We start from the raw sequence: 12880 nt of genomic DNA on the forward strand, positions 1-12880 counted from the left end.
AGACTAAGACGTTGATAGGTTGGGTGTGTAAGCGTAGCGATACGTTGAGCTAACCAATACTAATGAACCGTGAGGCTTAACCTGACAACACCGAAGGTGTTTTAGAGAGACGAGATTGTTTTCAAATGAGCGTGAGAAGCCGAAAGGTGAAGGACACAGCAGCTTGTTCAAGATTGCTGTTCTGGTTTAGTGAAGAAATGCGCTAAACGGGAACGAAACCGAATTTGTCTGGCGGCAATAGCGCGGTGGTCCCACCTGACCCCATGCCGAACTCAGCAGTGAAACGCCGTAGCGCCGATGGTAGTGTGGGGTCTCCCCATGTGAGAGTAGGGAACTGCCAGACATTAAATTAGTGAGAAAGCCACCCATAGGGTGGCTTTTTTGCGTTTGGGGTTTGAGCAATTCGCGGATTAGATGCCTTTTTGCGTCTGAAGTGCCCATCTTCATCGTTTTATGACGGTGCGAGGCAAGAGATGGTAAATCACAGTAGGTGAGTGGCTTTGATATTTACTTCTGATGGTTGTGGATCAGGCATGGGGAAGAGACTGCCGCGTGACCATTATCTTGCATATTGATGACACTTTTTATCGTGGGCAATCAATAATTCACTCGGTCACTATTCACTAAATTTGATAAGCCATAACAGGGTGTATTTGGTATACTGGCTACAGAGATAAGTTATAAAGCGTAGAATTTATCAATTTCATTGAAATAAGTAGGAAGTTGAATTTGGCGAAAAGAACCTATTCAGTACGATATATTGCAGGTCAACCCGCTAAACGTATTCAGCCGACACCTGTGCATATGCTAGGGGAATCTCTCCCAATCGGGTTACCTTTGTTTGCTGCCAGCGAAACTCTCGATGTTGTTATCTGGAACATTTATAAACAGCAACGGCCAAATTGGAAAATAGCGTTAAGCGAGCTGGTTAAAGGTCGTAAGTTGATCTTATTACAAGAAGCTCAAATGTCCCCTGAATTGATTTCTTTTGCTGCTTCTGAGCAGCTTATTGCAGATCAAGTCCCTGCTCTTCCTTTTTCTCCCCATCCGTCGGGCGTGATGACCCTTGCCACCGCTCATCCTATTTATTGCTGTCCATTACGAGAAAAAGAACCATTGCTTCGGCTCGCTAAATCAGCGCTGATTACGGTTTACCCCTTACCTAATGGGAAGCAATTAATGGTGGCAAATGTCCATGCTATCAACTTTAGCTTTGGAGTTGATGTTTATACAAGGCAGCTTAATAAGCTTGGCATTCATATTAGTAAACATGTTGGCCCTGTGATTCTTGCGGGGGATTTTAACGCATGGAGTCGACAGAGAGTGAATGCACTAAAACGTTTTATTCGTAGTGTTGGGCTAAAAGAAATTACGTTTGATGATGACTTACGGACTAAAGCTTTTGGTAGACCGCTAGATTATATCTTTTATCGAGGGCTTAAAGCTATTGATAGTAAAGTATTAATTACAGATGCTTCTGATCATAACCCGATTATCACTCGATTTGATGTGTCTAGATAATTAAGATTTTCACACCTTATTTTTCTCTGTTTTTATTGTAGATTTTATCCATATATTAATATGGAGAGTATCTTTTTGAAAACTATAATGTTAGTTATTTTATTATTATCCCTTCCTCTGGTAGCAAGTAGTACTAATTTAACGTTAGCTAAACATGCAGAAGCGCTCCCTCGTTTAGTTATTTATGATCCAGCATATCGGCAGATCTCTTATCCTAATGGTGATATTCCAGAACATTATGGAGTTTGTTCTGATGTTGTCATTCGCAGTTATCGAAAAATGGGAATTGATCTACAAAAATTAGTACATGAAGATATGAAGTTGAATTTTAGCAAATATCCGAGTCAGCGTATTTGGGGATTACGTAAAACGGATACCAATATTGATCACCGTAGAGTGCCTAATTTAGAAGTTTTTTTCTCACGTAAAGGACAGGAAAAACCTGTCACTAAAGAGTCAAAAGATTATGTACCAGGTGATATTGTTACATGGCGATTAGATAATGGAAGACCGCATATTGGCATTGTGACCTCCATAAAACCTGTTAATAATAAAAATTATTTGATTATGCATAATATAGGTTATGGTCAAGTCGCGGAAGATGTTTTATTTAAATGGGAATTGATAGGTCATTATTCTTATTGAAGTTTTTTAAACTAAAATAGTTACAGTGATGATAGTTTTTATCATTAATTTATTCATGGGTATTTATATTTGAGTGTGATTAATTTTTCTTGTTGTTAGTTGAATTATATTCAATTAATTGTATTGGTAATTATTGGAATTAAACTATATTTAAAAGGTATCATTTTTAATTTAATTGATATCTTGCTATCCATTTTAATTATTTAGTTTGGAGATGTTATGATAAATATAGTGATAGTTGGTGGTGGTACAGGTGGAACAATGCTAGCAAACATATTGTCCCGAAAACTGAATAAAGAAATTTTCTCAAAAAAAATAAAAATAACACTCATCACTGATAATCCTATTCATTATTACAAACCCGCCTTTATGTATGTTGCATTCAATTTATTTTTTAAAGAAGAATTGATGAGAGAACAGAGTTCACTATTAAGACCTGAAATTCAATTAGAGATTGATAAAATTGAATCATTTGATTTTAAAAATAAAGAACTACACTCTAGAAGTGGGAAAAAATATAATTATGATTTTTTAGTTGTCGCTACGGGATGCATACCGAGGCCAGATAGAATTGAAGGATTGAAAGAGATAGGAAATCATTTTTATGCTTATGATGCCGCAAGAAAATTAGCGGATCAAATTGCTAAGATTGAAAAGGGACGTATTTTTATTACAGTATCATTTCCTGAAACACCAAATGTACCTCACCAATGTGGAATCGCACCAATGGAAACAACATTGATGCTTGATGAGTTCTTACGTAAACGGCGAGTTCGGGATAATATTGAAATTGTTTATACTTACCCGACGGTTTCACAATTACTGAGGAATTGTTTGTTTTTACAGCAACCCGTATGTGAAGCGATCCCTGAAATTTTTAATATTAAAAATATCAAAGCCCAGCGCGGCTTTACTTTAAATAAGGTCGATCCAGATAAAAAAATTGCTTATTCGAAAGAGGGGGATGAGCAACCATTTGATATTTTAATTAGCACCCCTCCAATTACAGCGGTTGAAGCTGTAGTGAATACGAATTTAAGCGAACATAAAAATGGTGAAGGTTGGTTACCAACGGACCATGAAACTATGCAAGTATATGGTATAGACGGTGTTTATGTCATTGGTGACACTGTTGATTTGCCAATAAGTAAAGCAGGAGGAAGCTGCCATAATCAGGCCGCCATAATTGCAGATAATATTTGCGGAGAGCTTACTTATGGATATCCTTCCGCTATTTATGATGGGCGTGTCCAGGCCGTTGCCCAAATGGGGCTTAATGCGGGGATGCCATTACAATACGATTATAAGCATGATGTAATTCCTACCCCAGCGACAAAAGTGGGAGGGTTATTAAGAAATGGTTTTAATCGAGGAATATATTGGGCTGCTATTCGTGGTTTAGTGTAATAGGAGAATAATCATGTCAAGTAATGATCAACAAGCAAAACTTCTGGAATTACTAAATAGCGAGCCTGCAAACCATTTAGCGGAAAAAATAGCCCCATTATTATATTTACAGCGTTTTGACAATATAGTTGATTTATTATCTTTATTATCTGACCTCGTAGATATTATGGATACGGGGACGGTAGAAAAATTAGCAAATAGTTTTGAGGATACTTTAACGCCAGTGTGGGAATTAGGTACTGCTTATAACATGGCAAAGATGGAAGCCAAATATTCAGATAAAACACATAATTTTCGTTCTGTTTATAGTTTACTAAAAGATCCGGATACATTACGTGGAATAAGTACCGTTTTACGAACTTTACAAATTGTTGGTTCTCGATTGAATAAGACCCAGGAAGGGTAATATTTCGGAGGTGGTATGATTTTAGATAAAGTGTATTCTTTTGATACTCGCGTGATACATAATTATTATGATCCTGTCAAAAATTTAGGTTCACTCACTGCACCTATTTACCAGACATCAACTTATGTTTTCGACAGTGTAGAAGAAGGTGCTGCTTGCTTTAGTGGTGAATCGAATGGTTATATTTATACTCGTATCAACAACCCAACCTTGAGTCTTTTAGAAAAACGAATTGCAGATTTAGAGGAAGGGGAAGCTGGAATTGTATTTTCTTCTGGCATGGGAGCGATAACATCAACATTGTGGACGTTATTGAGCCCAGGTGATGAATTGTTGGTGGATATGACCGTATATGGTTGTACTTATGCATTTTTTCATCATGGTTTAGCGCGCTTTGGTGTGAAGGTTCGCCATATTGATATGAGTTCATCAGAGAATATTGCTCGCGAATTAACCGATAAAACACGTATTATATTTTTTGAATCACCAGCGAATCCAAATATGCGTTTGGTAGATATTAAAGCGGTAAGCGATATAGTTCATCAATACCGACAAGCTCACCAACAGGAAATATTCACGGTAGTAGATAATACCTATTGTACGCCTTATATCCAAAAGCCATTAGAATTAGGGGCTGATATCGTTATTCATTCATTGACCAAATATATGAATGGTCACGGTGATGTAATGGCGGGGGCTGTTGTGACGACAGAAGCCTTAGCGAAACAAATCAGGTTGGTAGGGCTCAAGGATATGACAGGGGCTTGTTTATCTCCTCATGATGCAAACCTTGTGTTACGAGGAATGAAAACTCTGCCTGTGCGTATGGAGCGTATTGTAGAAAGCACGCAGGTAGTGGCCGAGTATTTAGAATCACATCCTCATGTTGCTCAAGTGATGTATCCTGGGTTACCTAATTTTGCTCAATATGAGCTGGCTCAAAGGCAAATGAGATTATTTGGGGGAATGATTGCGTTTGAACTTAAAGGTGGACTTGAGGCTGGTAAGCAATTTCTGAACCGTTTAAATTTATTTGCCCGAGCGGTTAGCTTGGGAGATTGTGAATCCCTTGCTCAGCACCCTGCAAGTATGACTCATTCAACTTATACCGCTGAAGAACGCCAACAGTACGGAATTAGTGATGGGTTAATTCGCTTATCAATTGGGCTAGAGAGTACGAGAGATTTGATTGAAGATCTTAAACAAGCGTTAGCATAATGAAAAAAGCCCAATATCATTGTGATATTGGGCTCTGTATTACGAATACGAACGATTATTTGGTTTGAAATTTACGCATAATGAAGAAGGTCACGCTGAGTATCGCGACCCACGCAAACCCAACTAGCAGCGCCACTTGTGTATCTTTAAAAAAGCCCAGCAATGCAATAACAAATACCATAAAGGCGATAGTGATCGCAGGCCCTACAGGCCAGAATGGCACAGGGAACTTCAGTTTCTTGACCTCTTCTTTGCTCATTTGACGGCGCATAGCGACTTGGGATAGTAGTATCATCAACCAAACCCAGACGGTTGCGAATGTCGCAATCGAAGCAATAATGACAAAGATTTTCTCTGGTAACAGGTAGTTCAGGTACACACCTAATAACATCACGACAGACATCACTAAAACAGTGACCCAAGGCACACCGTTTTTCGTCAGCTTAGTAAAAACTTGTGGTGCCTGTTTGTCTTGTGCCATGCCATACATCATGCGGCCCGCGCCAAAAATATCACTGTTAATTGCAGAAATTGCCGCTGTGATAACCACAACGTTCAAAATATTTGCGGCGGATGCGATATTTAAACTGGAGAAAATTTGGACAAATGGGCTACCATTTTGACCAATTTGGTTCCATGGATAGATACACATCAGGATAAATAACGTTAACCCATAGAATAATAAGATGCGAAGAGGTACCGCATTAATGGCTTTCGGGATGGTTTTTTCTGGATTTTGTGCTTCGCTGGCTGTGATCCCAATCACCTCAATTCCACCAAAAGCGAACATAACAATGGCAAGTGAAGCAATCACCCCCGAAATGCCATTTGGCATAAAACCGCCATGTTCCCATAAGTTTTGGATGCCTACTGCATGGTCAGTTTCTTGGCCAAAGCCGTAAAACATCAAGAAAGTTCCACCGATAATCATCGCAATAATTGCAGAAACTTTCACGATGGATAGCCAGAACTCCATTTCACCGAAGATTTTGACGTGGCATAAATTCAGCGCACCGATAAATAACACAATGCTTAATACCCATATCCATTGATCAACATCTGGGAACCAAAAGCCCATATACATCCCAAAAGCGGTGATATCTGCTAAGCAAACAACCAGCATTTCAAAGACATAATTCCAACCCGTTAAAAAGCCTGCGAGGGGGCCCATATAATGGCTTGCGTAGTGCGAGAAAGAACCAGGGACAGGATGATGAACGGCCATTTCGCCTAAAGCGCGCATGACCATAAATACGGCAGCACCACCAACCATATAGGCCAGCAGAACCGCAGGACCCGCAGCTTGAATTGCGGATGCGGAACCATAGAATAAACCAGTCCCAATCGCTGACCCTAAAGCCATAAAGCGAATGTGCCTGACACTCAGTCCCTTTCTGAGTTGGTTTGTTTGACTACTTTGCATGTCTTTTCCTGTCTTTTCTTAGGAGATATCGTTCCGAATGTAATTTCGGTATTGTTTATTAAGTTGGACGTACATTATTGAACCCAAGATGGCTACATTATCACAAACTCCCTTGTTCGTGAGATAGATATCTGCAATATAATGTCCACTTAGTTAACTAATTTAGGAGTGATATGAAATACCCAATTAATGAAATCTTCCAAACATTACAGGGAGAGGGGGTTTTTACAGGTGTTCCAGCAGTTTTTATTCGTTTACAAGGCTGCCCAGTAGGGTGTAGCTGGTGTGATACCAAACAAACGTGGGAAAAAGAACAAGACAAACAAACCACCCTTGGTGATATCGCATTAAAGACGCTTGATTCAGATACATGGGCTATGGCTGATAGTGACGAATTGATTCAATTAATGAAAACGAAGGGGTTTACAGCAAAGCATATTGTGATTACAGGGGGAGAACCTTGTATTTATGATTTAATGCCACTGACGGAGTCATTAGAACAAAGCGGGTATCAATGCCAGATTGAAACCAGCGGAACTTATCCTATTCAATGCTCAGAAAAAACATGGGTAACGGTTTCGCCAAAAGTGGGTATGAAAGGTGGGCTTAAAGTTTTGGCTCAGGCAGTTAGCCGAGCAAATGAGGTGAAACATCCGGTTGCACGGGAAAAAGATATTGAGGCACTCGATGCTATTTTAGCCTTGCGTACATCAGACAACCTACCAATTGTTGCATTGCAACCGATCAGCCAAAAAACGGCAGCCACAAAATTGTGTATTGAGATGTGTATTCAACGAAATTGGCGTTTATCCATTCAAACACATAAGTATTTAAATATTCAATAATTGAAACCCCAGTCATAAAAAGTGATATGGCTGGGGCAAAACCACTCTACATAATGGTATTATTTAAGCTTCCCCGCGGTAAACACAGCCCGCAGTGCAGGTTTCTTTTACGGTGACCGCACTGAGTAATGGCAAATGCGGTTTCGTTTGTTGCCAAATCCACTGCGCTAAAACTTCACTTGTTGGGTTCTCTAAGCCTTCAATATCATTTAAGTAATGGTGGTCTAGTTGTTCCCAAATCGGTTTGAATATCCCTTTGACCTCAGAAAAATCAATGATCCAGCCACTGTGTGCATCGACTTCACCCGTAATTTCCAAACGCACCATGAAAGAATGCCCATGAAGGCGTCCACACTTATGTCCCTCAGGAACATGGGGTAATTTGTGTGCAGCTTCGAAGGTGAAATCTTTATAGATAGTTGTGCTCATTAGTGGCTCCTTAGTGTTAATAAACAGCGTATTGTACTGTATTTTTTGAACAGATTGTCGTTATTTGCCAAATTATCGCTAACCTGTTTTATCCATATGATCCATCGGGTAATTGATTTAGGCTTTTTAGTTATGATTTATGGCTATCGTTTCTTATCCCGTTATTGACGGTTGTTATAACCTAATCGTATACCCTGCATATTGGGGGTAGCTCGGCATTTTTTGCTTTGCTACCTGAATTATTTAGGGGAACGATTGAGCGATAGGTTGTAGATCTTTTCCGAGCGAGTGGTTGAACAAATTTGCCCATTTCACTCGATTGTAAGACAAACTCAACGATGAGCGACACTGGGGTTACAGGATAATGACAAAAAAACAGCCGCCATTAACATTGCTGCCAATATCAACTGAGCAATTAGCGCGTTTACAAACTGCAGTCGACGATTTTTCATCCCATCAGCTTGCATGGCTGTCGGGGTATTTATGGGGAATGGTAAACCAAACGGCAGCCACGGATGTGTCTGTGAATGCCCCTGTTGCGGCTCAAGAAACCGTGACAATTATTTCTGCATCGCAAACGGGGAATGCCCGCCGTTTATCGGAACAGCTTAGAGAGCGTTTAGTCGGTGAAAAAATTAATGTCAACTTAGTGAACGCGGGCGACTATAAATTTAAGCAAATTAACCAAGAAAAAGTGTTGGTTATCGTGGCATCGACTCAAGGAGAAGGCGAACCGGCAGAAGAGGCGGTTGCGCTTTACAAGTACCTGTTCTCGAAAAAAGCCCCAAATTTATCCCAAACGCAATATGCCGTATTTGCACTGGGTGATTCATCTTATGAAAAATTTTGCCAAGCGGGCAAAGATTTTGATTCGCAACTTGCCTTGTTGGGTGCGAAATCATTATTTGAGCGTATTGATGCGGACGTTGAATACCAATCCATTGCCGATGAATGGGTCGAAAATTTAACCCGTATTTTAAAAGCGCGCGTACCTGCACAAAGCGACAGCCAGCTGTTGTCTGCACAAACGGGTAGCGTGAATGAAATCCACACTTCACCGTTCAGTAAAACGGCGCCATTAACGGCATCGCTGCTCAGTAACCAGAAAATCACTAGCCGAGATTCACAAAAAGATGTACGGCACATTGAAATTGATTTAGGGGATTCTGGCCTGCGTTATCAACCAGGGGATGCGTTAGGTGTGTGGTTCGATAATGACCCTGCTTTAGTGGATGAGCTGGTGACACTGTTGTGGTTAAAAGGCGATGAAGAGGTCTTTATTGGGACTCAGCGCCATTCTTTGCGTGATGCACTGATTTACCAATTAGAGTTAACACAAAATACCCCTCTGATTGTGGAAAAATATGCACAGCTTTCTAAAGATGATGCACTGTTATCACTAATTAGTGATAAACCCGCTATTTTACATTACGCACAAAATACCCCGATTGTGGATATGGTTCGGCAAGCGGCGTCTCAGCCTAGTGCTCAAGAGTTTGTTGATTTACTGCGTCCATTAACGCCTCGCTTATATTCCATTTCCTCCTCTCAATCTGAAGTCGAAGATGAAGTTCATGCCACTGTGGGTGTGGTACGCTATGACATTGATGGCCGCCCACGCACGGGTGGGGCGTCTGGCTTTTTAGCTGACAGACTCAATGAAGGTGATGAGCTGCGTATTTTCATTGAACACAATGATAATTTCCGTTTACCTGCGAATCCAGAAACCCCTGTCATTATGATCGGGCCAGGAACGGGGATTGCCCCATTCCGTGCTTTCTTACAACAACGAGATAACGACGGCGCAACGGGGAAAAACTGGTTATTTTTTGGTAACCCCCATTTTGTCGATGATTTTCTGTATCAAGTGGAATGGCAGCGCTATGTGAAAGAGGGCTTATTAACGCAAATTTCTTTAGCTTGGTCGCGCGATCAACAACAAAAAGTCTATGTACAGGACAAGTTGCGTGAACAAGGGGAAGCTGTGTGGCAATGGTTGCAAGAAGGCGCACATATTTACGTCTGTGGTGATGCAAACCGTATGGCGAAAGATGTTGAACAGGCTTTATTGGATATCATCGGTCAGTACGGCAACATGGACAGTGAGGCTGCCGATGAATTTTTAAGTGAGCTGCGCGTAATGCGCCGTTATCAGAGGGATGTTTATTAATGAGCAATGAACAGCAACAAAAACCCTTAATCGTCGAAGGCAAGTTAGCCGATAGCGAACGTATGAAGCAAGACAGCAACTATTTGCGCGGTACCATTAAGGAAGACTTGAAAAATGGCTTAACGGGCGGCTTTGATGGGGACAATTTTTTATTGATCCGCTTTCATGGCATGTACCAGCAGGACGATCGTGATATTCGCGCTGAGCGAGCTGAGCAAAAATTAGAGCCTCGCCACGCAATGATGTTGCGCTGTCGCTTACCTGGGGGAATTATCACGCCCAAACAATGGCTTGATATTGATAAATTTGCCTCAGAACACACATTATATGGCAGTGTGCGCATTACAAATCGTCAGACGTTTCAGTTTCATGGCATCCTTAAAGGGGATGTAAAACCTGCCCACCAAATGTTAAGCCATGTTGGCTTGGATGCGTTGGCTACAGCAAACGATGTTAACCGTAATGTGTTATGTACATCTAACCCTGTGCAATCAGAATTACATCAGCAAGCATATGAATGGGCAAAGAAAATTTCTGAGCATCTGCTGCCTCGCACCAGTGCTTACGCCGAAATTTGGCTAGATAAAGAAAAAGTGGTGACCACGGATGAAGAGCCGATTTTAGGGCAAACTTACCTACCACGAAAATTTAAAACCTCAGTCGTCATTCCGCCATTGAACGATGTGGATTTACACGCTAATGACATGAATTTTGTGGCGATTGCTGAAGATGGTGAGTTGATTGGTTTTAATGTGTTAGTGGGCGGTGGGTTAGCAATGACTCACGGGGATACCGCAACATTTCCACGTTTAGCCAGTGAATTTGGTTTTATTCCATTAGATAAAACATTGGCCGTTGCGGAAGCGATTGTCACCACACAGCGTGACTGGGGCAACCGTACTGAGCGTAAAAATGCCAAAACGAAATACACCTTAGAACGCGTGGGCGTTGACACTTTTAAAGCTGAGGTTGAAAAGCGTGCTGGCGTGAATTTTGAGCCGATCCGCCATTATGAATTTACCGAACGCGGTGACAAAATTGGCTGGCTTAAAGGGATAGATGATCGTTGGCACTTAACATTATTCATTGAAAATGGTCGATTAATTGATTTAGCAGATAGGCCCTTGAAGACGGGCGTTGCAGAAATAGCACGTATCCACCAAGGGGATTTTCGCTTAACAGCTAACCAAAATCTCATCGTAGCGGGAGTGCCCGAAAGTGAAAAAGCGACCATTGAAGCCATTGCGAGAGCCCATGGGTTAATGAGCGATGCCATTACACCGCAGCGTGAAAATTCCATGGCCTGTGTTTCCTTTCCTACATGCCCTCTGGCGATGGCCGAAGCCGAACGCTTCTTGCCTGAGTTTACGACCCGTGTTGAAAACATTATGGCGGCACACCATGTGGCAGACGAGCATATCGTTTTGCGTATTACAGGTTGCCCAAATGGGTGTGGAAGAGCGATGTTGGCGGAAGTCGGGTTAGTAGGGAAAGCACTAGATAGGTATAACTTACACCTTGGTGGCAACCGCATTGGGACTCGGATTCCTCGTATGTATCGCGAAAATATTAGCAGTGCAGAAATTTTATCCATCCTTGATAATCTTATTGGCGATTGGGCGAAAAACCGTTTAGCACAAGAGGGGTTTGGTGATTTTCTGATCCGTACTGAGGTTGTGAAGCCTGTGTTAAATTCTGCCGTGGATTTCTATGAGGTTAAGGAGGCGGTATGAGCCGACTTCAGCTTGCAGACGTTATTGGGTTAGATAAAACGCAGCAAACGGCGTATTTGTCTGAGTTTAATACTCAATTGGAAAATAAGACTGCGCAGCAGCGCATTGAATGGGCAGTTGAAAATTTACCCATACAATTTGTGTTGTCATCCAGTTTTGGTATTCAAGCGGCACTCACCTTACATATGGTGACGCAAGTATTACCTGACATCCCTGTGATATTGACGGATACAGGTTATCTTTTTCCTGAAACCTATCAATTTATTGAGCAATTAACGCAGAGATTACACCTGAATTTGCAGGTTTATCGCGCGAAACAAACACCCGCTTGGCAAGAAGCAATTTATGGGCAGCTTTGGACGCAAGGTATTGAAGGGATAGAACATTATAACCAACTGAACAAAGTGGAGCCCATGGAAAGAGCTTTACATGAACTACAGGCGCAGAGCTGGTTTTCAGGGTTAAGGCGAGAGCAATCTGCAAGCCGTGCAAATTTATCTGTACTTGGCATAGGCAAAGGGATTTTTAAAATTCTGCCCGTGATTGATTGGAATAATAAGCAAGTCTATGAATACCTAACAAAGCATAACTTGCCTTACCATCCGTTGTGGGAGCAGGGATATTTATCTGTTGGGGATACTCATACAACTCGCAAATGGGAAGCGGGCATGAATGAGGAAGATACGCGTTTCTTTGGCCTGAAGCGGGAGTGTGGGCTTCATGAAGGTTAATATTTATTATAGTTCAAGATGTCGCATTGTTGGCTACGTGCATTCGCGCTAGTCACATACTTATGTATGCTCCTAGCGACTCATTTACTTGCCGCCTAGCGACAACATGAATTATTTAGAGTATGGGTTATTCGTAATTCAAACTATGGTTTGAGTTTAAATTTTAAATAGTTACAGATTTTATTAAATATTTGTTTAATTACAAAGGGATATTTTTATCTAAAAAATAGATATCCCTTAATTTTTATAGATTTACTTTAAAAATAAAATTTAAGTTAAGTTTTGTCTGTTTGGTGTTTTTAGTCTCTATTTGTTGCTAATTAATAAGTATTTGGCTTATTCCTTTCGGTTA

At 41.0% G+C, this 12880-nt stretch carries 11 protein-coding genes and 2 rRNA genes; 11 read left to right on the forward strand and 2 right to left on the reverse strand.

The features are described 5' to 3' along the window. The 7 genes from KDJ85_RS09795 to megL form a co-directional block, all read left to right on the forward strand. Positions 1-84: ribosomal RNA gene (locus tag KDJ85_RS09795) — 23S ribosomal RNA — on the forward strand; the annotation flags it as partial. A 143-nt stretch (positions 85-227) separates the two neighbouring features. After that, positions 228-343, forward strand: a 5S ribosomal RNA gene (rrf, locus tag KDJ85_RS09800). A gap of 386 nt (positions 344-729) precedes the next feature. Beyond that, a complete protein-coding gene (locus tag KDJ85_RS09805) occupies positions 730-1521 on the forward strand; it encodes an endonuclease/exonuclease/phosphatase family protein (RefSeq protein WP_225819510.1) in 792 nt (263 codons plus the stop codon). An 87-nt stretch (positions 1522-1608) separates the two neighbouring features. Further along, entirely contained in the window at positions 1609-2166 is a 558-nt protein-coding gene (locus tag KDJ85_RS09810) for a DUF1287 domain-containing protein (protein ID WP_225819511.1), read from the forward strand. 219 nt (positions 2167-2385) lie between these two features. Continuing rightward, the gene (locus tag KDJ85_RS09815; protein ID WP_225819512.1) at positions 2386-3573 is read left to right on the forward strand and encodes an NAD(P)/FAD-dependent oxidoreductase; all 1188 of its coding nucleotides are present in this window, start codon (positions 2386-2388) and stop codon (positions 3571-3573) included. Between the two features lie 13 nt (positions 3574-3586). Next, the gene (locus tag KDJ85_RS09820) at positions 3587-3979 is read left to right on the forward strand and encodes a hypothetical protein (RefSeq protein ID WP_206086874.1); all 393 of its coding nucleotides are present in this window, start codon (positions 3587-3589) and stop codon (positions 3977-3979) included. Positions 3980-3994: 15 nt separating this feature from the next. Continuing rightward, on the forward strand, positions 3995-5197 hold the full coding sequence (gene megL, locus KDJ85_RS09825) for a methionine gamma-lyase (RefSeq protein ID WP_225819513.1): 1203 nt from the start codon (positions 3995-3997) through the stop codon (positions 5195-5197). A 55-nt stretch (positions 5198-5252) separates the two neighbouring features. Here megL and KDJ85_RS09830 read toward each other — a convergent pair whose 3' ends face one another. Then, complete coding sequence (locus KDJ85_RS09830) at positions 5253-6620, reverse strand: amino acid permease (RefSeq protein WP_206086872.1); 1368 nt, start codon at positions 6618-6620, stop codon at positions 5253-5255. 173 nt (positions 6621-6793) lie between these two features. Here KDJ85_RS09830 and queE point away from each other — a divergent pair, with 173 nt between their 5' ends. Next, entirely contained in the window at positions 6794-7465 is a 672-nt protein-coding gene (gene queE / locus KDJ85_RS09835) for a 7-carboxy-7-deazaguanine synthase QueE (RefSeq protein ID WP_225819514.1), read from the forward strand. Between the two features lie 63 nt (positions 7466-7528). Here the strand turns inward: queE and queD are convergent, their stop codons facing one another. Then, positions 7529-7894, reverse strand: a complete 366-nt coding sequence (queD, locus tag KDJ85_RS09840) for a 6-carboxytetrahydropterin synthase QueD (RefSeq protein ID WP_225819515.1) — start codon at positions 7892-7894, stop codon at positions 7529-7531. 364 nt (positions 7895-8258) lie between these two features. Between queD and cysJ the strand changes: the two genes are divergently transcribed. From cysJ to cysH, 3 genes are read left to right on the forward strand one after another with little or no spacing between them, the layout of a single operon-like run. After that, entirely contained in the window at positions 8259-10064 is a 1806-nt protein-coding gene (cysJ, locus tag KDJ85_RS09845; protein WP_225819516.1) for an NADPH-dependent assimilatory sulfite reductase flavoprotein subunit, read from the forward strand. Then, a complete protein-coding gene (cysI, locus tag KDJ85_RS09850; protein ID WP_225819517.1) occupies positions 10064-11797 on the forward strand; it encodes an assimilatory sulfite reductase (NADPH) hemoprotein subunit in 1734 nt (577 codons plus the stop codon). Before cysJ ends, cysI begins: the two co-directional genes overlap by 1 nt. Continuing rightward, positions 11794-12528, forward strand: a complete 735-nt coding sequence (gene cysH / locus KDJ85_RS09855; RefSeq protein WP_225819518.1) for a phosphoadenosine phosphosulfate reductase — start codon at positions 11794-11796, stop codon at positions 12526-12528. The genes cysI and cysH overlap by 4 nt, the downstream gene beginning before the upstream one ends. Positions 12529-12880: the final 352 nt, after the last annotated feature.

The sequence above is a fragment of the Providencia vermicola genome (genome assembly GCF_020381325.1).
Lineage (GTDB): Bacteria > Pseudomonadota > Gammaproteobacteria > Enterobacterales > Enterobacteriaceae > Providencia > Providencia vermicola.